19 protein-coding genes and 1 other RNA gene are annotated in these 21,445 nt (G+C 69.8%); 8 read left to right on the top strand and 12 right to left on the bottom strand.

The annotated features are described in order from the left end of the window. The first annotated feature begins 17 nt into the window (after positions 1-17). The gene (locus AMK34_RS14520) at positions 18-851 is read left to right on the top strand and encodes a spermidine synthase (protein WP_073845738.1); all 834 of its coding nucleotides are present in this window, start codon (positions 18-20) and stop codon (positions 849-851) included. 8 nt (positions 852-859) lie between these two features. Here the strand turns inward: AMK34_RS14520 and ffs are convergent. Continuing rightward, an RNA gene (gene ffs / locus AMK34_RS14525) (signal recognition particle sRNA small type) lies at positions 860-954 on the bottom strand. 46 nt (positions 955-1,000) lie between these two features. Here ffs and AMK34_RS14530 point away from each other — a divergent pair. Continuing rightward, positions 1,001-1,891 (top strand): serine/threonine dehydratase, encoded by an 891-nt coding sequence (locus AMK34_RS14530; protein WP_073845739.1) that lies wholly within the window; start codon positions 1,001-1,003, stop codon positions 1,889-1,891. Here the strand turns inward: AMK34_RS14530 and AMK34_RS14535 are convergent. Beyond that, a complete protein-coding gene (locus AMK34_RS14535; protein WP_073845740.1) occupies positions 1,869-3,350 on the bottom strand; it encodes a sensor histidine kinase in 1,482 nt (493 codons plus the stop codon). The genes AMK34_RS14530 and AMK34_RS14535 overlap by 23 nt on opposite strands. Next, complete coding sequence (locus AMK34_RS14540) at positions 3,328-4,077, bottom strand: response regulator transcription factor (protein WP_037334910.1); 750 nt, start codon at positions 4,075-4,077, stop codon at positions 3,328-3,330. Before AMK34_RS14540 ends, AMK34_RS14535 begins: the two co-directional genes overlap by 23 nt. Positions 4,078-4,247: 170 nt before the next feature. Between AMK34_RS14540 and AMK34_RS14545 the strand changes: the two genes are divergently transcribed. After that, positions 4,248-4,793 carry a hypothetical protein gene (locus AMK34_RS14545; protein WP_037334908.1) on the top strand — a complete coding sequence of 182 codons (546 nt, stop codon included), beginning with the start codon at positions 4,248-4,250 and terminating at the stop codon, positions 4,791-4,793. Here the strand turns inward: AMK34_RS14545 and AMK34_RS14550 are convergent. After that, positions 4,787-5,845 carry a hypothetical protein gene (locus AMK34_RS14550; protein ID WP_073845741.1) on the bottom strand — a complete coding sequence of 353 codons (1,059 nt, stop codon included), beginning with the start codon at positions 5,843-5,845 and terminating at the stop codon, positions 4,787-4,789. The two genes, AMK34_RS14545 and AMK34_RS14550, sit on opposite strands and share 7 nt — an antisense overlap. 52 nt (positions 5,846-5,897) lie before the next feature. Between AMK34_RS14550 and AMK34_RS14555 the strand changes: the two genes are divergently transcribed. The 3 genes from AMK34_RS14555 (at position 5,898) to AMK34_RS14565 (ending at position 8,015) form a co-directional block, all read left to right on the top strand. Then, on the top strand, positions 5,898-7,067 hold the full coding sequence (locus AMK34_RS14555; RefSeq protein ID WP_037334902.1) for a sensor histidine kinase: 1,170 nt from the start codon (positions 5,898-5,900) through the stop codon (positions 7,065-7,067). Continuing rightward, on the top strand, positions 7,064-7,717 hold the full coding sequence (locus AMK34_RS14560) for a response regulator (RefSeq protein WP_016337954.1): 654 nt from the start codon (positions 7,064-7,066) through the stop codon (positions 7,715-7,717). The genes AMK34_RS14555 and AMK34_RS14560 overlap by 4 nt, the downstream gene beginning before the upstream one ends. 82 nt (positions 7,718-7,799) lie before the next feature. Beyond that, positions 7,800-8,015, top strand: a complete 216-nt coding sequence (locus AMK34_RS14565; protein WP_016337955.1) for a hypothetical protein — start codon at positions 7,800-7,802, stop codon at positions 8,013-8,015. A gap of 29 nt (positions 8,016-8,044) precedes the next feature. Here the strand turns inward: AMK34_RS14565 and AMK34_RS14570 are convergent, their stop codons facing one another. Next, on the bottom strand, positions 8,045-8,524 hold the full coding sequence (locus AMK34_RS14570) for a nitroreductase/quinone reductase family protein (protein WP_073845742.1): 480 nt from the start codon (positions 8,522-8,524) through the stop codon (positions 8,045-8,047). A 117-nt stretch (positions 8,525-8,641) separates the two neighbouring features. Between AMK34_RS14570 and AMK34_RS14575 the strand changes: the two genes are divergently transcribed. Then, on the top strand, positions 8,642-9,331 hold the full coding sequence (locus tag AMK34_RS14575) for a TetR/AcrR family transcriptional regulator (RefSeq protein ID WP_038524764.1): 690 nt from the start codon (positions 8,642-8,644) through the stop codon (positions 9,329-9,331). Here AMK34_RS14575 and AMK34_RS14580 read toward each other — a convergent pair. Then, positions 9,315-9,938 (bottom strand): TetR/AcrR family transcriptional regulator, encoded by a 624-nt coding sequence (locus AMK34_RS14580; protein ID WP_073845743.1) that lies wholly within the window; start codon positions 9,936-9,938, stop codon positions 9,315-9,317. The two genes, AMK34_RS14575 and AMK34_RS14580, sit on opposite strands and share 17 nt — an antisense overlap. Before the next feature lie 9 nt (positions 9,939-9,947). Then, positions 9,948-10,142: a hypothetical protein gene (locus AMK34_RS14585; protein WP_038521226.1), complete on the bottom strand. Its 195-nt coding sequence runs from the start codon at positions 10,140-10,142 to the stop codon at positions 9,948-9,950. Positions 10,143-10,311: 169 nt separating this feature from the next. Between AMK34_RS14585 and AMK34_RS14590 the strand changes: the two genes are divergently transcribed. After that, a complete protein-coding gene (locus AMK34_RS14590) occupies positions 10,312-11,835 on the top strand; it encodes a 3-hydroxyacyl-CoA dehydrogenase (RefSeq protein WP_073845744.1) in 1,524 nt (507 codons plus the stop codon). A 64-nt stretch (positions 11,836-11,899) separates the two neighbouring features. Here the strand turns inward: AMK34_RS14590 and AMK34_RS14595 are convergent, their stop codons facing one another. From AMK34_RS14595 to AMK34_RS14615, 5 genes are all read right to left on the bottom strand, one after another. Continuing rightward, a complete protein-coding gene (locus tag AMK34_RS14595; protein ID WP_073845745.1) occupies positions 11,900-14,722 on the bottom strand; it encodes a PQQ-dependent sugar dehydrogenase in 2,823 nt (940 codons plus the stop codon). A gap of 87 nt (positions 14,723-14,809) precedes the next feature. Further along, positions 14,810-17,620, bottom strand: coding sequence for a PQQ-dependent sugar dehydrogenase (locus AMK34_RS14600; RefSeq protein ID WP_073846294.1), 2,811 nt, complete (start codon positions 17,618-17,620; stop codon positions 14,810-14,812). 423 nt (positions 17,621-18,043) lie between these two features. Continuing rightward, on the bottom strand, positions 18,044-18,685 hold the full coding sequence (locus AMK34_RS14605; RefSeq protein WP_073845746.1) for a L,D-transpeptidase: 642 nt from the start codon (positions 18,683-18,685) through the stop codon (positions 18,044-18,046). A gap of 179 nt (positions 18,686-18,864) precedes the next feature. After that, complete coding sequence (locus tag AMK34_RS14610) at positions 18,865-19,749, bottom strand: serine/threonine-protein kinase (protein WP_038521243.1); 885 nt, start codon at positions 19,747-19,749, stop codon at positions 18,865-18,867. Then, on the bottom strand, positions 19,749-21,389 hold the full coding sequence (locus AMK34_RS14615) for an N-6 DNA methylase (protein WP_073845747.1): 1,641 nt from the start codon (positions 21,387-21,389) through the stop codon (positions 19,749-19,751). The genes AMK34_RS14610 and AMK34_RS14615 overlap by 1 nt, the downstream gene beginning before the upstream one ends. Positions 21,390-21,445 lie beyond the last annotated feature (56 nt).

The following is a 21,445-nucleotide window of genomic DNA, read 5'->3' on the forward strand; positions in this document are numbered from 1 at the left end:
ACCGGGAAGGTCCGACGGTGAGACCAGCACCGACCCCAGGCAGGTATCCGGTGCGCTTCGGCACCGCCGAACTGCTCCAGGACGCCGACCGTCCCAACGCCTGGATGATCTCGGTCGACGGCGTCGCCCAGTCGCACGTCAACCTCGACGACCCCACCGATCTCGAGTTCGACTACATCCGCAGGATCGCCGACGTCGTCGACTGCCTCGGCGAAGGCCCGCTCGACGTGCTGCACGTCGGCGGGGCGGCCTGCACGCTCCCCCGCTACCTCGCCGCGGCGCGGCCGCGATCACGGCAGCTGGTCTTCGACGCCGACGGTGAGCTCGTCGCGCTCGTCCGCGAGCAGCTGGGCCTGAAGGGGCTGAAGGTCCGTGTCGGCGACGGCCGCGAAGGGGTCTCCGGCAGGTACGACGCTTCGGCCGACCTGGTCATCGTGGACGCTTTCGAACGCGGGGTCCTGGCCGGCGGGCTCGCGACCGTCGAGTTCACGAACGAGATCGCGCGGGTCCTCCGCCCGGCCGGAACCTACGTCGCCAACGTGTCGGATGGGCCGAACCTGCCGTTCCTCCGCCGGTTCTTGGCGACGCTGGCGAGTTCCTTCCCCCACCTGGCGATCTTGGCCGAGCCGGGCGTCCTGCGGGGCCGCCGGTTCGGGAACATCGTGGTCGCCGCTTCCCGCGTCGAGCTCCCGGTCGCGGACCTGACCCGGCGCGCCGCTTCGTCGGCGTACCCGGCGCGCTGCGTCGCCGGAGAAGACCTTCGGCAACTCCAGGGCAAGGCGAAACCCATCACGGACGCGGAAGCCCTGCCGTCGCCTGTGCCGCCGAAGGATGTGTTCGGGATCTTCTAGCCCCAAAAAAAAGGGGATCCCGCGCACCCGTCAGAGCTTGCTTATCCTTGCTGCCTTCCGGCCCTGGGGAGGTTCACAAGATGGACGCCGCGCGGGATCCGGGGACCAGTGTAGTCACTCCCGTCCCGGCATGGAGGACAGTGGGGGGTATGAGTACTCCGACCTGGGAAGATGTCCTCAAGGCCGCCGAGGCCGTTCATCCGTTCGTGCGGCGCACGCCGGTGTTGCGCGCCGAGGTCGACGGACGGCCGCTGGTCCTCAAGCTGGAGCATCTGCAGCGGAGCGGATCGTTCAAACTGCGGGGTGCGGTGAACGCGCTGGTGAGCGGCCCGTTGCCGGAGCGGGTGCTGACGGCGTCCGGCGGCAACCACGGGCTGGGCGTGGCGACGGCGGCTTCGCTGCTGAATCTGCCTGCGACGGTGTACGTGCCGGAGTCGGCTCCGCAGGCGAAGACGGTCCGGATCGAGGCCACGGGCGCGAAGCTCATCCGCCACGGAGCGACGTACGCCGAGGCGGCCGCGAAGGCCCTCGAAGCCGCCGCTGAGCCGGGTACGCGGCACCTGCACGCGTACGACGATCCTGCCGTCGTCGCCGGTCAGGGCACCGTCGCGGCCGAAGTGGTCCAGGACGCGCCGGACGTCGACGCGTTCCTGGTCGCGGTCGGCGGTGGCGGGCTGGTCGCGGGGACGTCGCTGGCCGGCTTGCCGACGTTCGCCGTCGAGCCGGAGCGGTGCCGCGCGCTCGGCGCCGCGCTGGAGGCGGGCGAGCCGGTGGACGTGGAGATCGACTCGGTGGCCGCGTCCGCGCTGGGCGCGACCAGGGTCGGGGACGTCCCGTTCGCCGTGCTCCGGGATCGGGTGACGTCCGTGCTGGTCAGCGACGAGGAACTGCTCGCCGCGCGGGACCGGCTCTGGGAGGAGTTCCGCCTCGCCGTCGAACCGGCCGCCGCGGTCCCGTTCGCCGCGTGGCTGGCCGGACGCACCGAAGGCGATCTGCCCTGCGTCATCCTGTGCGGCGCTAACAGTGAGTGGAGGCCCTGAGCACCACCCGGAACTCCGTGTGTCCCGGGCGGCTGGCGACGCCGACCTGCCCGCCGTGCGCGGCGACGACGGCCGCGACGATGGCCAGTCCGAGCCCGGTGCTGCCCGCCGCCCGCGACCGTGAGTCGTCGCCGCGGGCGAAACGTTCGAAGACCTCCGGGAGGATCTCCGGCGGGATCCCCGGCCCACCGTCGACAATGGACAGTGTCACCGTCGAGTCCACTATGGACAGCGAGGTGGTGACCTCGGTGCCTGCCGGGGTGTGCGTGCGCGCGTTGCCGAGCAGATTGATCACCACCTGATGCAGCTGATCCGCGTCACCGAGGACGGTGATCGGCTCCGGCGGGACCTCCAGCAGCCATTTGTGCTCCGGCCCGGCGACATGCGCGTCGGCGACGGCGTCCGCGACCAGGCGGGAGAGGTCCACCGGCCGGTGCACCACCGGACGGCCGGAGTCGAGCCGCGCGAGCAGCAGCAGATCCTCGACCAAGCCGGTCATCCGCGTCGATTCCGACTCCACGCGGCCCATCGCGAACGCGATGTCCGGCGGCACCTCGGAGCCGGAGCGCCGGGTGAGTTCCGCGTAGCCGCGGATGGCCGCGAGCGGCGTCCGCAGTTCGTGGCTGGCGTCCGCGACGAATCGGCGCACCCGGCTTTCGCTGACCTGCCGGGCGGAAAGCGCGTTCGAGATATGGCCGAGCATGCGGTTGAGCGCGAACCCGACCTTCCCGACCTCGGTCCGCGGATCCGTGTCCACTTCGGACACTCGCTCGGACAACGCGACCTCGCCGCGATCCAGCGGGAGTTCGGCGACCCTGGTCGCGGTGGCGGCCAGGCGGTCCAGGGGTTTCATGGTGCGCCGCACGGTCACCGCGCCGAGCGCGCCCGCCAGCAGGATGCCGCCGACGGCGACCCCGCCGAAGATGAAACCGAGGCTCCACAACGTATCCGTGACGTCCTTGGTGGGCAGCCCGGTGATCGCGACGCCACCGCCCGCCGTTTTCTTCGCCACCACCCGGTATTCCCCGAGCGACCCGAGGTTCACGTCGGTCGGCTTGTCACCCGTCGTCGACCGCAGCAGGGTGCCGATCTGGGTGGGGCTGATCTCGTCGTGCGGGAAGGGATCGGTGACCTTCGCGTCGTAGCTGGACCGCAGCACCGCCGCGAGCACGCGTCCGTCCGGGAACACGTTCACGAACAACGAACCGGTGCTCTGCCCATACGCGCGAAGGCCCTCGGGAACCCTTTCCCCGCCGGGACGGCCCGGGGGCGGCGGGCGGCTGGCACGCTCGCTGGTCTCGGCGAGGCGGGCGTCGAGCTGGTCGATCAGGAAGTTCCGCAACGCCAGTTCGGTGACCACGCCGACCACCAGGCAGACGAGCGCGAGCAGGCCCGCGACCTGCGCGATCAGCCGTCGGCGCAGGGACCACGGCCGCCTACCCCGCGGGTTTGAGGACATACCCGGCGCCGCGCATCGTGTGGATCATCGGTTCCCTGTCGGCGTCGATCTTCTTGCGGAGATAGGAGATGTAGAGCTCGACGATATTGGCCTGGCCGCCGAAGTCGTAGCTCCACACCCGGTCCAGGATCTGCGCCTTGGACAGCACACGCTTCGGATTGCGCATGAGATAACGCAGCAGTTCGAACTCGGTCGCGGTCAACGGCACCAAGTCGCCACCCCGGTGCACCTCGCGGCTGTCCTCGTCCAGGGTCAGGTCGCCGACGACGAGCGTCGACCCGCTCGGCCCGGCGACCCCGCCCGCGCGGCGGAGCAGCGCGCGCAACCGCAGCGCGACCTCCTCCAGGCTGAACGGTTTGGTGACGTAGTCGTCGCCACCCGCGGTGAGACCGGCGATCCTGTCCTCCACCGCGTCCTTCGCGGTCAGGAACAGCACCGGCAGGTTCGGCACTTCGGAACGCAGGCGGCGCAGGACTTCCAGTCCGCTCATATCCGGCAGCATGACGTCCAGCACCACCGCGTCCGGCCGGAATTCCCGCGCGACACGGACGGCCTCGGTGCCGTCGGCGGCGGTGCGGATGTCCCAGCCCTCCATGCGCAGCGCCATCGACACGAGTTCGGACAAGGTCGCCTCGTCGTCGACGACCAGCACCCGTACGGGGCTGCCGTCGGCACGGCGCAGGCCGGCCTTCGCGGAACCGGACGAAGGGACGTTCACACTGGTCATGGTGCCATCCTGGGCGGCGCCGATGAGGCTTCTCTGTGTGCCGCCTGTGCGTTTCCTGTGAACGATCACCCTGCCGGGGTGCGAATCACAGCGCGTGCCCACCGGCGGCACAGCTCCCGCACAGCGACGGCGCCGACCATGGCCGCAACCGAGTACAGGGAGGCGTCCAGATGACCGAACCGACCGAACCCGCCGAATGGGGTGCGCCCGCCCCGGAAGGCGAACCGAAGAAGACCTGGTCGGGTCGCAAGACCGCGATCGCGGCCGGGGCGGCGGTCGTGATCGCCGCCGGCGGTGGCGCCGCGATCTGGGCCGGGACCGCCGCGAACGGCGCCGAACGGGGCACGATGACGGGCGGCCCCGGCGGCGGCCGGGTGCTCATGGGCCCCGGCGGGGGTATGCCTCGCGACACGCTGCACGGCGACTTCGTCGTCTCCGACGGCAAAGGCGGCTACAGCACCGAGCGGACGCAGACCGGGGAGGTCACCGAGGTCAGCGCGACCTCCGTCAGCCTGACCAGCAAGGACGGCTACAAGCAGGTCTACACGATCGACGCGTCGACCATGAAGACCGGCGAACCCAAGGTCGGCGAGACGGTGATGGTGACCGCCAAGGTCACCGGGAACACCGCGACGGCGACGACCATCGGCAAACCAGGCCAGAACCAGCGCGGTGGGCCGCCCGGACAGGGCCAGGACGGTCAGCGGCGCTACTGAGCCACCACGGCGAGCAGCGCGGCGGCCGTTTCGGCGGGTTCCTGCCCTGAGGTGTCGAGGACGACGCGATCGCCGCCGGAGCGCCGCATCCGCGCCGCTTCGGCGACCGCACGCGCGGCCACCCGGTCCCGTACGCCGGGTGGCGCGCCGCGAAGTTCGTCGCCCGCCAGCAAGGCGGACTCGCCTTCGGCCCGGCGCCGGACTCGCTCGGTGAGCGTGCCGTCGTCCGCGTCGAGGCGGACGACGGTGACCGCGTCGAAGACCCGCCGGTGCTCCGGGCGGAATTCCCGGGCCACGACGATCAGCCGCTTCGCTCCCGCGTCGCGATAGCCGCGCCAGACGGCCGAAAGGAGCGCCGCTTCCAGTGCCGGATCCGGGCCGGGGTGCGCGAAGCCGAGTTGCGCGAGATCGACGTAGGCCACGGGGATCCCGCGCTCCCAGAGATCGCGGAGCGCGCTGAACGCGGCTGTCGACTTGCCGACCGCCGTCGGGCCGGTAACCACGGTCACCGGTCCGGGCTGCGGCTGTCCCGCGTCTGGCGTGCGAACGGTTCCGGCGTCCAAGGTGCAGCGGCGGAACAGCGCTTCGACGGTCTGCTCGGGCCGCTGGCCGGTCGTGTCCATCGCCTCGCCGAAACCGGCGCGGTCGTAAAGGTCCGCCACCGCGAAGAGGTCGGGCAAGGCCGCGGCGGGTGAGCCACGGCCGAGGAAGCGGCTCCGGAGTTCGTCGCGATCGCACGTCAGCCGGATGAGCGTGAGGTCGAAGTCCGGGCTCTCGATGTACGGCTTCGCCGGGTCCACCACTCCGGACACGACGACCTGCGCGGTGCCTCGCAGGACTTCCAGTACGCGCAGCAGATTGGCCGCCTTGATCGCGTGCGCGGCGTCCCCGCCGCCGGGCGGCGGACCGATCAGCCCGAGCTGGTCGATGTCGACGTACGCGACGCTTCCGCCCGCTTGCGTCAGGCGGGTGTACAAACCCCAGGCGGTGGTCGATTTCCCGGTTCCCGGCGCCCCGGTCGTCCAGAGCACGGGTGTCTTCGCTGCCCCCATGGGTTTCGATCTTAGGAACCCCTGTCCAGCGAAATAGGGCAGAGTTGAGCCCGTGCGGGACATCAGCGGTTCGTTGGCGAGGCAGGCGTGCGCGGTCGCGGCCGTCTGCCTGATCGCCGACGCCGGCCTGTTCCTCATCGCCGGTCCGCCGCTCTCACTGGGCTGGCAGGCTTGGGTTCTCCTGATCGGCGGCATCCTCGCGAACGCCGCGCTCGCCGGGCCTTCGCGGTATTCCGGCTGGGTTTCCGCCGCGCACGGCGCGTTGCTGGCCGCCGCGCCGCTCCTGCTGTTCCCGTACGACCACTATCTGCAGGCCACCAACGCCGGCGTGCTGATCGCGGGTTACCGCGCGGGCGCCTGGCTCGCGACCAAACCCGCGGTGGCCGCCCTGGTGACGATGCTCGCCGGGCTCGTCGCCTGCAACCTCATCCCGGTCGACCGCGGCGACCGGGACTGGCGGCTGCTGGTCATCGACGTCGGCGTGAGCGGTTTGCTGCCGTGGATGGTCGGCCGCTACACGACCGCGCGGCGCGCGTACATCGCCGATCTCCAGCGCGCGGAGGAACAACGGCAGCAGCACGAAGCGGAGGCCGTCCGCCGTGCCGTCGTCGAAGAACGCACGACGATCGCCCGCGATCTGCACGACGTGATCTCCCACCACGTCAGCGCGATCGGCGTGCACGCCGGTGCCGCGCGGCTCGGGCTGCCGGAGGGCGAACCCGCCGTCCGGCGTTCGCTCTCCGCCGTCGAATCGTCGAGCCGGGCCGCGATGGCCGATCTGCGGCGTCTGCTGGATCTGTTGCACGGCAAGGAGAACGGTGACGTGCAACGGCAGCCGGGGCTGGACAACCTCGACGAGCTGCTCGACAACCTCCGCACCGCCGGGCTGCCCGCGCGGCTGACCAGCCACGGCGGGCCGCGCGAACTCCCCGGTTCGGTGGACATCGCGTTGTACCGCATCGCGCAGGAGGCGCTGACGAACGCGCTCCGGCACGGGGCCGGCGGAATCGTCGAGATCGACCTCGCCTACCGGCAGACGGAAGTGCTCCTCACGATCACCAACGAGATCGGCCGCCCGAACGCGTCGGCCGAGTCGACGAAACGCGGTCTCGCCGGGATCAGGCAGCGGGTCGCGTTGTTCGGCGGACAGGCCGAATGCGGACCGCTCGACGACGGGCGGCACTGGCGGGTTCGAGTCGGTTTTCCTTTGGAGGCACAGTGATCCGGGTTCTGCTGGCCGACGACCACGCGATGTTCCGGTCCGGGATGCGCGCGGTGCTCGACACCCAGGCGGACTTCGAATGCGTCGGCGAGGCGGCGGACGGACGCGAGGCCGTCGCGCAGGCGGCATCGCTGCGCCCGGACGTCGCCGTCCTCGACGTCCGGATGCCCAAATTGGACGGTCTGGCCGCGACCGAGGCCATCATGTCCGCGCCCGGCAACGACACCCGGGTTCTCGTGCTGACGACGTATGACTCCGACGAGTACGTGTATCGCGCGCTTCGCGCCGGTGCGAGCGGGTTCCTGCTGAAGAGCCTCGCGCCCGAAGAACTCGTCTCGGCCATGCGGGTGGCCGCGCGTGGCGACGCGCTGATCGACCCGACGGTGACCCGGCGGCTGGTGTCGACCTTCGCCACCAGCATCGAACCGGCGGCCGCCGAACCGGCCGAACTCGAACGGCTCACCTCACGCGAACGCGAAGTCCTCCTGCTCGTCGCCGACGCCTCCAGCAACGCGGAGATCGCCGTACGCCTGCACGTGGGTGAGGAGACGGTGAAGACCCACGTCTCGCGGATCCTGGCGAAGCTCGGGCTGCGGGACAGGGTGCACGCCGTCGTCTACGCCTATCGCAACGGCTTGGTGGGGAACTGACCTCGCCGGGCTTGATCGGTTCGCCGGGCGGGACACCCGATGCCAGAATCGCCACAGGGCACGTCGACGCGGGGAGCTGTGGATGAAACGCTGGGTCACGCTCACGATCGGGCTGGTCTTCCTGCTGGTCGGCGGTGTCTGGGTGCTGCAGGGCGCCGGTGTGCTGACCGGCAGTTTCATGACCGGGCAGAAGCTGTGGTTCCTGATCGGGCTCGTCGCGTTCCTGGTCGGGGTGGTGCTGGTGGCGGCCACCGCCCGCCGCACACGGCAGACCTCCGGTGAGGACCGGGCCGACTAGCCGGGGCCGTCACCGCCGGACACGCGTGATCAGGCGATCTTGAAGATCGGGTAGCCGGGCGCGATCTCCAGCAGCTTCTCGTCCGACGCCTTCGCGTCGACACCGTCGAAGAACACCCCGACCTCGAACTTCCAGCGCTTGAGGTACGCGCGCAGGATCTCGGGCTTCTCGTGGTCGGCGAGTTCGGTGTAGGTGAACGTCTCGGTGCGGCGTCCGACGCTGAGCTGCCCCTCACCGGCGACGCGCAGGTTCCGCACCCACTGCGTGACACCGCGGGGAGCGACCAGGTAGCGCTCGCCGTCCAGCTTCAGCAGGTTGACCGGGACGGAGCGCAGTTCGCCGCTCTTGCGACCGCGGACCGAGAGCACCCGGCTGCCCAGGACGCTGACGCCGAGCTTCGTCAGCTTGAGCACGAACTCGTTGAACGCGTTGGTCGCCTTGGCCGGCTTGACGTAGCGGATCGCGGCAGTCTCCGGGGCGGCTCCGGTGGTGGCGGCGTTGGTGGTCATCTCGTCTCCTCGAAGTCTGCGAGAGCAGTGCTCTCTGTTAAGAGCAGTGAACACCAGAGCGGTGCGCCATGTCAAGAGCACTGCTCTCGTTTAGGTGCGATGCTCTACAGTGAGAGCATGGCCGCCACTCAGACCGCGCGCGAACGTGCCCGCGCCGAACTCACTCGTGAGATCAAGGACGAAGCCCGCCGCCAGCTCGCCGAAGTCGGCGCGCTCGGCCTCTCCCTCCGCGCGGTCGCGCGCGAGCTGGGCATGGTGTCGTCCGCGCTCTACCGGTACTTCTCCAGCCGCGAGGAGCTGCTGACCGCCCTGATCGTCGACGCCTACAACGCCGTCGGAGAAGCCGCGGAGGCCGCAGACGACCCGAAGAAGGCCCCGCTGGAACGGTGGGTGTCGATCTGGCACGCGGTCCGCGCCTGGGCGAAGGCGCATCCGCACGAGTACGCGCTGATCTACGGTTCGCCGATCCCCGGCTACCAGGCCCCGCAGGACACCGTCGCCCCCGCCGGCCGGGTGGCCTTCGCGCTGGTCGCGGTCCTGCGCGACGCGAACCTCCGCGTCGAGACCGAGGTCGGCGAGATGCCGGTCGAGCTGCTGCACCAGCTCGACGCGCTGACCGAAATCCTCAAGGTCAACCTGGGCCCCGAGACCGCCTCGCGGCTGATCATGGCCTGGACCCAGCTGTTCGGAATGATCAACTTCGAGCTGTTCGGCCAGTACGTCGGCTCCGTCGACCCGGCGGACGCCTTCTTCGCGCACGGGGTCCGTCAGATGGCCGAGTTCACCGGGATCAAGATGACCGGCTGAGCGCGGTCCACGAGCGCATCAGCAGCTGGACGGCGTCCACGACGTCCTCGTCGCCGGTTCCCTCCGGGCTGAGGAAGCGCTGCAGCAGGAGACCGTCCTCGAGCGCGTGCAGGATCAGCGCGAGGAAGGCCGGATCGGCGGGCGGTTCCGCGCCCCGCGCGGCGAGCTCGGTCCGGATCGAAGTCTCCAGCAGCGCCCTTGTCGACTTCTCGCCTTCGCCGACGAGCGGGCGGGCATCGGGATTCCGCAACGCGTAGAGGGCCAGCTCGGTGCGCAGCGTCAGCCAGCCGGCGAGGTGTTCGGCGCGCTCGACGTTCCAGGCGCGCAGGCGGTCCATCATCTCGACGAAGGAGCCGACGCCCTCACGCAACGCGGCGACCTCCTCGGCCTCACGCTGGGTGCGGCGGCGCAGCAACTCGACGACCAGCTCGTGTTTGCCGTCGAAGTTGCCGTAGAAGGCGCCGCGCGTGAAACCCGCCCGCTCGGCGATCTGCTCGACGGACGTGCCGTTGACCCCGCGTTCGGAGAACAGCTCGGCGGCCGCCGCGAGCAGGCGCTGCCTGGTCTGCTCGCGGCTCTCCTCCCGCGTCAAGCGTTTCGCCGTCACACGGCGATCTTAGAGTTCGGTCGCGGGCTTCCGTCCGGACAGCCAGACCCCGCCCGCGAGGACGGCGGCGGCGACCACGACGGCCAGGGCGGTGAGCGACCACAACGCCTGGCTCGCCAGGAACGCGGCGACCGCGCCGAAGAGAACGGCGACGAGGAGCAACGGCGTGGTCCGGACGGCTGCGGCGGCGGGGACGGTGGCCATGGGAGGTTTCCCTTCGGGGGTGGTGCGCGGAACACTCGGTTTTCGCGGAGGAGACCTCGGCGGCTCGGTGGCCTTACGCCGAGTGGCGCACGGATCACCCGTCCGGGCGAGATACCGGCGTGGCGGCTAGCGTCACGACGGGACTACATCGACGGAAAGGCGGCTCGCGGTGGAGAAGTGGGCGGAGCAGGTCGGCAGGATCCGGGTCATCGGAACCGGGGTGATGGGCCGGGGCATCGTCCAGCTCGCCGTGACGGCGGGGCTCGAGGTCGAGCTCGCCGACGCCCGGCCCGAGGCGGTCGGCGAGGCCATCGACCACGTCGGCGCGATGCTGGGCAAGCTCGCCTCGAAGGGCAAGATCACCGAGGAGGCAGCCGAGTCGGCGAAGGGCAGGCTGATCGCGGCCGAGGGCCCGCTTGCTCCCGCCGACGGAGTCGACCTCGTCGTCGAAGCGGTCCGCGAGGATCTGGAGATCAAACGCGCGCTGTTCGCCGAGCTGGAACGCGTGTGCGGCCCGGACACCGTGTTCGCCACCAACACCAGCTCGCTCTCGGTCACCGAGATCGGTGCCGCGCTGACCGATCCCGGCCGGTTGCTCGGCCTCCACTTCTTCAACCCGGTCCCGCTGATGCGGCTGGTCGAGGTCGTGCCCGGCGCGCGGACCGCCGCGTGGCTGCCGCCCGCCATGACCGAACTCGTCCGCGGCTGGGGACACGAACCGGTCCTCGCCCGCGACGCACCGGGTTTCCTGGTCAACCATGCCGGCCGCGGGCTCGGTACCGAGGCGCTGCAGATCCTCTCCGAAGGGATCGCGAGCCCGGCCGAAGTGGACCGTGTCGCCCGTGACGTGCTCGGCCTGAAACTCGGCCCGTTCGAACTGCTCGACCTCACCGGTCTCGACGTCTCGCACGCCGTGCTCGAAAGCATCTGGAGCGGCTTCCACGGCGAACCGCGGTTGCGGCCGTCGTGGCTGACGCGTCCCCGCGTCGCCGCCGGGCTCTTCGGCCGCAAGAACGGTGAAGGCTTCTACAGCTATGTCGACGGGCAACAACAGGTCGAGCCGGAACCGGCCGCGCCGGAGGCCCCGAGCACTCCGGTATGGGTCGACGACGAACGCCTCGGCACGCTGCTCTCGGCAGCGGGTATCCAAGTCGTGCACTCCGCCTACCCGGACACGGTCCTGATCGTCAGCCCGATCGGGTCGTCCACTGTGGACACCGCGCTCGCGGCGGGTCTCCCGCCGGAACGGGTCGTCGGCGTCGATCCCCTCGGCGGCTACGGGAAACGTCTGACACTCTCGGTCCACCCCGCGCTCGACCCGGCCGCCGGCCGCACCGCTTGGGGCGCGCTCGCCGCGACCGGACTGCCGGTGACCGTGGTCCGCGACGGCCCCGCTCCGATCGCGCAGCGGCTGCTCGCGTCGATCGTCAACACCGCCTGTTTCATCGCCGGGCAACGCCTCGCGACGCCGGAGGACATCGACACCGCCGTCCGCCTCGGCCTCGGCTACCCGCGTGGGCCGCTGACCTGGGGCGACGAAGCGGGCGCGGATCTCGTGCTGCGAGTGCTACGCGGTCTCGTCGCGAGCACGGGCGACCAGCGCTACCGGCCGAGCGCCTGGCTCACCGAACGCGTCGCGCTCGGCCTGCCGCTGACGTCGACGGGCACGTCACCGACGGACCTCCTGCGCTGAAGTACATGAAGGCCCCCTTCCTTGCGCCTGGTGCAAGGAAGGGGGCCTTCATGTACTTGACCGGTTACCAGCGGCCGTCGGTCACGGTTCCGTTGGAAGCGTTCCAGAACACGTAGCCGCCCTGGAAGTTGTTCTGCCGTCCGCCGGTGACGACCATCTCGTCGGTGGTCGGGTAGCGCAGGTACGAACGCTCCCAGCCGAGCGCGGCCCAGCGTTTGCGGATCTCGCCCCATACGCCGTGCGCGTCGGTCGCCATCGACCAGTAGATGGAACCGGCCTTGGTGAAGTGGGTGTACCGGCCGACACCGTCCGGCGTCGCCGCCTCGTCCATCGTCGGATAGCCCATGGGACCGGATTCCCAGCCGAGCGCCGCCCACCGGACACGGATCCGGCCGTAGATCGCCCGCGCGTCCGTCTGGACCGTGTAGTAGATCGACGCGGCGTTGCTGAAGTGGTTGTACCGGCCGAGCCCGTCCGGAGTACCCGCCTCATCGGTGCTCGGGTAGCCCAGCGGTCCCCGCTCCCAGTCGAGCGAAGCCCACTTCTGCCGGATCCTGCCGTAGATCGGGTGCGCCCCGGTGTTCACGGTGTAGTAGATCGACGTCTGCAGGACGCCGGGCCAGACCGGGAAGTGGTTGTACCGGCCGACACCGTCCGGAGTGGACTGTTCGTCGGTCGCGGGCGGCCCGAACTTCACGTGTCCGCCGGCGGCGAGGTACTTCTTGAGGATCTCGCCCTCGATCTGCTTCACGCCCGTGTCCTTCGACCAGTACAGCCGCCCGCGCTCGTAGGTGCGGAAGCGGACCGTGCCGTCGACGGCCTCGGGCGCGGTCGGCGCGCCGAGTCGTTGCGCCAGCGCGGGTTCGTCGCGGTAGCGCTTGTCGATCGGGGTGATGTAGTTCGCCGTGATCGTCAGATCCGTGGTGCCCATGGTGATCTCGGTCAGCCGCCCGGTGGCACCGTTCGACCAGCCGGTGAAGGTCGACGCGCCGTCCGAAGCGACCTCGGCCGCCTGGATCTCCACCTTCGCGCCTTCGACCACCATCGCCGACGAGGCCCCGCCTTCCGGCGTGATGCCCAGTGCCGCGGCGACGTTGCTGGTCAGCGTGAGCCGGTGCTCGCGAGGCTTCGCGATGTAGGTCTTCGAGACCTTGACGCCCGCGCTGTCGGTCGCCGTCGCGGTGAACTCCAGGTTGGAGTCCGTGTGATCGGTGAACGGCATGGCGAACTCGGGTCCGGTGCCGCTGTGGTCCGGATGCGCGTGGCAGACCGCGTTCTCGGGGCAGTGCCGGACCAGGGTGGTCCAGGTGACCGGGAGCGCGCCGTCCTCGGTGTCGGTCACGGTCGCGCCTACCTTGACCTCCTCGCCGACGGCGAACAGCCGCTCGCCGGGGTCGGTCATGGCCAGCTTCGGCGAGTGGTTCCCGGGCGCCACGGCGATGTCCGTGCTCCCGGACGCCTGCAGGCCGTCCTTCACCGTCAGCTTGGCGGTGAACTTCTCGGTGCCCGCCGGGTAGGCGTGGCTGATCTTCGCGCCGGCGCCGGTGGTGCCGTCACCGAAGTCCCACTCGTAGGTCAGCTGGTCGCCGTCGAAGTCGTAGGAACCGCTGCCGTCGAACGTGACCGTGCGGGTTTCGGGATTCGTTTCGGAAGTGGCGACCGCGACGGGCGCCTTGTTCCCGGTGGTGTAGCTGAGCCGCCGCAGCAGACCGCTGTAGATGTCGGCGTAGACGATGTCGCCGTTGGACGCGGCCAGGAACTTGACCGGGCCACCGATGCCGGTGAACTTCGGCGGCGTCTCCTGCGGGCGGACGACGCGGCCCTGCGTGTCGTACTTGGCCGTCCAGAGCTTCTGGGTGGCGTAGTCGCCGAAGAAGTACGCGCCCCGGTATTCCTCCGGGTACGACTCTCCATTGTAGACGATCCCGGCGGTGATGCTGTTGCCGTTGTCGACGCCCTGCCCGTGGCTGATCGCCAGCATCGGCGGGGTGTTCACGGCCGAAGCGCACTGCGGCATCGCGGAGAAACCGTCCGCGGGCTGGTTGCCCTCGAAGCAGGGCCAGCCGAGATTCGCGCCCTTCTGGACGAAGTTGATCTCTTCCCAGGTGCCCCAGCCGACGTCGCCGACCACCGGCAGACCGGTGCTGGCGTCGAGGCTGAACCGGAACGGGCTGCGGAAGCCGCTCGCGAAGACCTTGGAGCGCAAGGAGTTCGGGTTGGCCGCGGTGTAGTACGGGTTGTCGGGAACGCCCGCACCGTCCGCGGTGATGTGGAAGATCTTGCCGAAGATCTTGTCGAGGTCGTACACGTTGAGCGCGAACGGGTCGGCCGCGCCCTGGAACCGGGAGCTATCGCCGGTCGAGACCCATACCGTGCCGTCGGGGGCGGCCACGACGCCGGTGATGCCGTGGATGTCGGTGTTGGCGGCGCCCTCGATGAGCACCTTCTCGGCGGTCAGCCCGGTCGGCTGGGCGGTACCGGTGACCGTCCAGCGCGAAGCGCGCAGCGCGATCCCGCCGCCGGCGACGTCGACCGCGCGTGCCGTGTAGATCGTGCGGGAGGTGGCGTAGTCGGGCGCGATCGCGATTCCGACGAGCCCCAGGTCGCCTGTGCTGCGCACCGGCAGGGTGGCGATGCTCTGGGTCTGCCCGGTGGTGGACACCCAGGCGACGTTGCCCTGCTTCCCGGTGGTCAGCATCGAGCCGTCGGGCAGGTAGGCGAAGTCGGTCAGGTCGTACGGAGCCTGCCCGCTCTGCTGGTCACGCAGGACGAAGCCGGGCGGAAGCACCGGCGCCGCGGACGCCGATGTGGACGTCAGCGGCACCAGCAAGGTCACTATCAGCAACGTCACGAGGGCGTGACAGAGCGCACGGAATCTCGAAGGCATGCAAGGGCCCCTTTCCCCAGTCGAACGTCTCATCGAAGGGGCCTAGGTGGACATTTCACACTTTCGAGTGCCTTTATCGAACTGTGATCACCACCGTCGGTCGATCACCTGCCCCGTGGTCCGGTTCCAGGTGATGTAGCCGCTCTGGAAGCTGCTCTGCCGTCCGATGGGGATGCCGAACTCGTCCGTCGCCGGGTAGCGCAGGTACGACCGCTCCCAGCCGAGCGCGGCCCACCGCTGCCGGATCGCACCGTAGACCGCGTGCGCATCGGTGGCCATCGTCCAGTAGATCGAGCCCGCCTTGGTGAAGTGGTTGTAGCGGCCGACGCCGTCCGGAGTGGCGGACTCGTCCGTGGTGGGGTAGCCGAGCGGGCCGGTCTCCCAGCCGAGCGCCTCCCACCGGACCCGGATGCGGCCCCAGATCGCGTGCGCGTCGGTCTGCACCGTGTAGTAGATGGACGCCTTCTTGCTGAAGTGGTTGAACCGGCCTGCCCCGTCGGGGGTCGGGAGCTCGTCGGTCGTGGGGTAGCCGAGCGGGCCCGCCTCCCAGCCCAGCGCCGCCCATTTGACCCGGATCCGCCCGTACACCGGATGCGCGCCGGTCGACGGCGTCCAGTAGATCGACGACTGCATGGTTCCGGGCCGGTTCGGGAAGTGGTTGTAGCGGCCGACGCCGTCCGGGGTGGCGGTCTCGTCGGTCGCGGGCGGCCCGAACTTCCGGTGCCCGCCCAGCGCGAGGTACTTCTTGAGGATCTCGCCCTCGATCTGCTTCACGCCGGTCTCGGCGCTCCAGTAGAGCCTGCCGTTCGCGTACGGCCGGTAGCGCACGGTCCCGTCGGCGACCTCGGGCCCGACGGGTGCGCCGAGTCGTTGCCGCAGCGCGGGTTCCGCCTGGTAGCGCTTGTCGATCGGGGTGAGGTAGTTCGCGATCAGGGTCAGGTCGTTCGCCGGAACGGTCACGGTCACCGTGCGCGACGCCCGCCCGTCGGACCAGTTCGAGAACGTCGAGACGCCGTCCGCGGCGATCTCCTCCGCCACGACCTCGAACGTCGCGCCTTCGGTCACCATCGCGGTGCTGACCCCGCCCTCGGCCGGGATGCTCAACGCCGCCGCCACGTTGGCGGTCAGCGTCAGCCGGTGCTCACGCGGCATGGCGACGTACGTCTTGCTCGCCGTCACCCCCGCACTGTCGGTCACCGACGCGGTGATCTCGACGCGGGAGTCCTGGTGGTCGGTGAAGGGCACGGTGAACGCCGGTCCGCCGCCCGGCGAGCCGGGATGCGCGTGGCAGGTCGCTTCCTCCGGGCAGTGCCGGATGAGGGTGGTCCACGACACCGGCAGCACGCCGTCCTCCGCGTCGGTCGCCGTCGCCTCGACGGCGACCGGTTCCCCGACCGCGAACGTCCGGGCGCCGGGGTCCGTCATCACCGGTCGCGGCGAATGGTTTCCCGGCACCACGACGACGTCCGTACCGCCGGACGCGCCGAGCCGGTCCGTGACGGTGAGCCGCGCCGTCGCTCTCGTGAGCCCGGTGCCGTAGGCGTGGGTCACGCGGACGCCGGTCTGGCTCGTGCCGTCACCGAAATCCCAGTGGTAGGTCAGCGGATCGCCGTCGAAGTCGTAGGAACCGCCGCCGTCGAAGGTGACCGTGCGGGTTTCGGGGTTCGTTTCGGAAGTGGCGACCGCGACCGGTTCCGCGTTCGTCCCCGGATAGCTGAGGCGCCGCAGGTTGCCGGTGTGGATGTCGGCGTACACGATGTCGCCGTTGGCCGCGGCCGCGAACTTGACCGGACCGCCGACTCCGGTGAACTTCGGCGGCCGCTCCGGCGCGCGCACGAGCCTGCCCTGGCTGTCGTAGGTCATCGTCCAGATCTTCTGCGTGACGTAATCACCGAAGAAGAAGGCGCCTTTGTATTCGTCCGGATAGGACGATCCACTGTAGACGATCCCGGCGGTGACGCTGTTGCCTTCGTCGACGCCGGAACCGTGGTGGTACGCGGTGATCGGCGGCGTGTTGACCACTCCGGCACAGCCCGCCAGCCCGGAATACCCCGGCGTGGGGGCGTTTCCTTCCCAGCAGGGCCAGGCGTGGTTCGCCCCCGGCCGCACGACGTCCACCTCTTCCCAGGTGTTCCAGCCGACGTCGCCCACGACCGGCAGGCCGAGCCGCGGGTCGAGGGAGAACCGGAAGGGACTGCGGTAGCCACTGGAGAAGACCTTGGAGCGATTGGCATCCGGGGCCGCGGCGGAGTAGTACGGATTGCCGGGAACGCCGGCGCCGTCCGAGGTGACGTGCAGGATCTTGCCGTAGAGCTGATCGAGGTCGAGCGAGCGCAACGCGCCCGGATCCATCCTGGTGAAGTCGGCGGCGTCGCCGATGGAGATCCACAACGTGCCGTCGGGCGCCGTGACGAGCCCCGTGATGCCGTGGACGTCGTAGAACCCGGGAAGATCGACGAGCACCCGTTCGTTCGCGAGACCGGTGGGAACGTCCGTGCCGGTCACCGTCCAGCGCGCCACCCGCATGGTGAACGCGCCGCCGGCCGTGTCGAACGACCACGCGAGATAGATCCGGTGCGACGTGGCGTAATCCGGCGCGATGGCGAGACCGACCAGTCCGAGGTCGCCGCCGTCGTGGACGGGAAGGTTCGCGATCGTCCTGGCCGCACCGGAGACCGGCACCCAGGCGACCTTGCCGCTCTTTCCGATGCTCAGCACGGAACCGTCCGGCAGATAAGCGAAATCGGTCAGATCGAAGGCGGCCTGCCCGCTCGGCTGGTCGCGCAGGACGAAGCCGGACGGCAGAGTGGGCGCTCCGGTCGCTTCCGGAGCGCCCACCCATCCCGGGAGAAGCAGGATGGAAACCGACAGTGCGACGAGTACCCGGCTCCAGATCATCGGCACTTCCCCATTTCCGGCGTGTCCTGGGCACGTCGCCGGGAGCGGGGAGGTCATTGCGACCGGGAGCTTTCATTTATCTCAAAGCAACCGAACCGCAATGATCCGCAGGAGAACGATGGCGCAAGGCGATTCGGGTGCGGCTTGATCGCGGGTCAGGTCCGTGAAGGCCTCCTTGAGGGACTCTGGGTCCCTCAAGGAGACCTTCACGGACTCGCAGCTCGCCACACTCGCCCCACATACACCAGCAGCCACAACGGTCACAAGCGCCGCGCGTGAAGGACCCCATCCCTCGGCTCAGCCGAGGAAACTCGACCTTCACACCTTCCCCAGTACATGAAGGCCCCCTTCCTTGCGCCTGGCGCAAGGAAGGGGGCCTTCATGTACTGGGGCGTGACGGGACGACAGCGGTCCCGAGGCGGATCAGGCCACGACCTGCACCACATCGCCGTTCTGCAAGGTCGTGAAGTACTTCTGCGAAGCCGCCGCCGACAGGTGGATGCAGCCGTGCGAGTACACCGAGAGGCTGCCGGTGTGGAACGCGATACCCGGCAGGAAGAACACCGAGTTCGGCATCGGCGCGTCGAAGGCCTTCGAGTGGTAGTTCTTGACCTTGGCCGAAACGTGGAACACGCCGGTCGGCGTGGCGTGCCCCTTCTTGCCGGGCAGTTGCTTGACCGGCCCGTAGATGACCTTGCCGTCCTGCAGGAGCCACGTCTTGAGCGCGGAGAGGTCCACGCAGGCGCTCACGCCCGGCGAGGCCAGCGCGGCCTTGCAGGGCACGTCGGCGGCGTTCGCGGCGGGCTTGGGCGCCGGTTTCGGCGTGGGCTTCGGCTTGGGCTTTGAAGACGTCGGCTTCGGCGTGGAACTGCTGCTGCTCGGCGTCGGCGTCTGGGACGACGTGGCCGGGGTCGAAGACGGCGCCGACGTGGTCGTGGGCCCGCCCGCCGGGTCGCCCTGCGCGACGGCTCCGCCACCGGGCGCGCTGCCGCCGGCGTTGCCCGAACACGCGGTCAGCACCAGCGCGGTGGCCAGTGCGGTCACCCCCACCAGGAACTTCTTCACGACCCTTACCCCCGTTTGTCCGTAGTCCGTCTGACATGGGTAAAGACGGAGCTCACCCGGTCGGGGTTGTTGATCGGCAGGTCACGATCGCGTCTCAGGGGCTGAAGGGGCCCTTCACCTCATCCGATGCGGCGAAGGGAGCTTTCCCCGCATCGCATGCGAGGAAAGTCCCTTTCAGCTCAGGGCACGCGGCCGACGACCCTCGCGTACATCCGGCCCGGGTTGGCGCCCTCGTCCAGATATCCGGGCAGCGGCGGCAGGTCCCGCGCGAACACGGCCAGCCGTCCGAACAGTTCGTCCGCGTCACGGGGCCGCCGTTCCGGGTCCTTTTCCAGCAGATCCGCGAGCAGCACGTTCAGTCCACCCGGGACACCGTCCACTTCGGCCGGACTCTCCTTCACCTGCTTCTCGAACACCGCGTACGCCGTCGGGCCGGTGAACAGCTGCCTGCCGGTCAGCATTTCGTGCAGGACGCAGCCCAGCGCGTACAGATCGCTACGCGGCCCGGCGATCCCGCGCTGGATCTGCTCGGGCGCCATGTACGCGGGGGTGCCGAGGATCTGCCCGGCGCGGGTGAACTGGGCGACGTCGGTTTCGCGCAGCATCGCGAGCCCGAAGTCGAGCACCTTCACGCTGCCGTCGGGGCACAGCATCAGGTTGGTGGGTTTGAGATCGCGGTGGCAGATGGACAGCGCGTGCGCGGCGGAAAGCACGGCACAGGCCTGCGCGGCGATCGCGGCCGCCCACGGCACCGGCAGCGGCCCGTGTTCGGCGGCGAGGTCGGCGACGGTCACGCCCTCGATGAACTGCATGACCTGGTACAACCGCTCGTCATAGGTGCCGAAGTCGTACAGCGTCGGCGCGCCCGCGTGTTCCAGGGTGGCGAGGATCCGCGCCTCGCGGATGAAACGCTGTTCGAGTTCGGCGTCCGGCCCGCCGGGGAGCCCGAGGAACTTCACCGCCACACGGCGGCCGAGATGCCGGTCGTGGCCCGCGTACACCGCGCCCATCCCACCCCGCCCGAGCGGCAGCTCGTCGAGTTCGTAGCGATCGGCGATAAGCACTAGTTCTCCGGCTTGAGCTGTCCTTCGGTGAGCCCCGCCAAGCCTAGCCTCACCAGCTCCAGGCCCGATTCCGCCGCCTCGCGCAGGGCGTCCTCGAAGGCGGCGAGCCGGGTGAACGCCGCCCCGTGCGCACGTTGCGTCTCGATCGGCAGGCGCGGGATCCGGGTGCGTTTGAGGTCGATCCTGGTCGAGGAGGTCGGCGCGATCTGCCCGGCCGCGCGCAGACAGCCGGCGAGGAACGCGGCGTCGAGCCGTTCGGGATCGGTGCGGTACTTCGACATCGTCGGCTCAGCTGTGAACGTCTCTCCATTGTGGACATACGCGGGCACGGCGGGCGACGCGACGACGTCGCCTTCTTCCACCGATTCCGGCACGGTGAGCACCCCGGACTTCAGCAGCTCCCCGATCGTGACGTACGAGGGCTTCTCGTCGGACACGACCAGCGATGGAGGTTCCGGCCGAACACCCTCGAAACGCTTGAGGACTTCAAGGAAGGCTTCGCCCGCGTGTTCACCGCGCGCCTGATGGCGAACCGGGGAAAGGTCGATCTCCTCGTCGAGCAGATCGATGATCCGGGCCGTGCCAGGTACGTCGGCACCGCGCAGATATCCCTCCACAGTGGACGGGTCAGTCGTCAGGAGAAGCCGGGACGGCGGTCGTTCCCCGGATTCCGGCCGCCGCAGCAACCAGAGATCGGCGCCGCCGACCGTGACCACGGCGCGCAAAGCACCGGCACGCAACAGGTTCCCGCGAATCCTCCGCCCCGTGCGACGGCCGGCCGCGGCGGGGGGCATGCGGATCGCGACGAGCCCGCCGGGTTTCACATGCGCGAGACAGTGCTGCACCCAGGCCAGTTCCGGTTCGCCGCGCGGCGGCTGGCCGTACACCCAGCGCGGGTCGCCGATGAGTTCGTCGTACCCCCATTCCCTTTCGTTGAAAGGCGGATCGCAGACGACAGCGTCCGCGAGAACCCCTTCGTAGGAGTCCATCGACAGGGCGTCCGCGCCGTACATCTCCATGTCCGCCCCCGCGAGCAGGAGCCGATGCGCGGCGATGCACGAGGTCGCCGGATCGTCGACCTGGCCGAGCAGCCGGGTCCCGCCGGAGGCCAGCAGCAGCGTCCCGAGCCCGCACGCGGGATCGAGCACGACACCGGGTTCGGGGCCGATGAGCCGGGACATCAACGCCGCCACCGGTTCCGGCGTGACGGACAGCTGGCGCGAGTGCGCCTCGACGTAGCGTTCGCACAGGAACTCGTAGGCCTCGCGGGCTCCTCGCTCCTCGGCGAAGCGGTCCAGCAGTCCGAGCAGTTCCGCGTCGTCGTAGCGCGGCGAGAAGCTCCACACGCCTCGACGCGAGAGATACGACCCCACCCGGCCGACGCGGTCGCCGAGCGCCAGGTCGTCGCCGAGGTTCCGCAGCCGCTGCCAGACCCGGTCGCCGAGCGAGATCTCGACCGGTTTTCCCCGCTCACGCAGCCAGCTTTCGACGGCGAACAGGGAAAAGAGGGGGCTCGACGCCGTCCCGCCGACGGGCGGCGGAAAATCGCCGTAACGTCGACGCCAGTTGCTGACGGCGGCGCGGCCGACGCCGGCGATGCGCGCGATGTCCGCCGCGGTGACGGTGGCTTGCTCCTCCATCGCCGCATCGTAACCGACAGCTGGCTATTCCAACCCTTTGTTTGTGAACTCAGTAC

It is taken from the genome of Amycolatopsis sp. CB00013 (assembly GCF_001905755.1).
Lineage (GTDB): Bacteria > Actinomycetota > Actinomycetes > Mycobacteriales > Pseudonocardiaceae > Amycolatopsis > Amycolatopsis japonica.

Bases quoted from the DNA above. Each gene is read 5' to 3' on its own strand.
- AMK34_RS14595 (WP_073845745.1), bottom strand. From the start codon at position 14,722: ATGCCTTCGAGATTCCGTGCGCTCTGTCACGCCCTCGTGACGTTGCTG.
- AMK34_RS14615 (WP_073845747.1), bottom strand. From the start codon at position 21,389: ATGGAGGAGCAAGCCACCGTCACCGCGGCGGACATCGCGCGCATCGCC.
- AMK34_RS14545 (WP_037334908.1), top strand. From the start codon at position 4,248: ATGACCGAACCGACCGAACCCGCCGAATGGGGTGCGCCCGCCCCGGAA.
- AMK34_RS14550 (WP_073845741.1), bottom strand. From the start codon at position 5,845: ATGGGGGCAGCGAAGACACCCGTGCTCTGGACGACCGGGGCGCCGGGA.
- AMK34_RS14585 (WP_038521226.1), bottom strand. From the start codon at position 10,142: ATGGCCACCGTCCCCGCCGCCGCAGCCGTCCGGACCACGCCGTTGCTC.
- AMK34_RS14575 (WP_038524764.1), top strand. From the start codon at position 8,642: ATGGCCGCCACTCAGACCGCGCGCGAACGTGCCCGCGCCGAACTCACT.
- AMK34_RS14530 (WP_073845739.1), top strand. From the start codon at position 1,001: ATGAGTACTCCGACCTGGGAAGATGTCCTCAAGGCCGCCGAGGCCGTT.
- AMK34_RS14565 (WP_016337955.1), top strand. From the start codon at position 7,800: ATGAAACGCTGGGTCACGCTCACGATCGGGCTGGTCTTCCTGCTGGTC.
- AMK34_RS14570 (WP_073845742.1), bottom strand. From the start codon at position 8,524: ATGACCACCAACGCCGCCACCACCGGAGCCGCCCCGGAGACTGCCGCG.
- AMK34_RS14600 (WP_073846294.1), bottom strand. From the start codon at position 17,620: ATGATCTGGAGCCGGGTACTCGTCGCACTGTCGGTTTCCATCCTGCTT.
- AMK34_RS14540 (WP_037334910.1), bottom strand. From the start codon at position 4,077: ATGACCAGTGTGAACGTCCCTTCGTCCGGTTCCGCGAAGGCCGGCCTG.
- AMK34_RS14535 (WP_073845740.1), bottom strand. From the start codon at position 3,350: ATGTCCTCAAACCCGCGGGGTAGGCGGCCGTGGTCCCTGCGCCGACGG.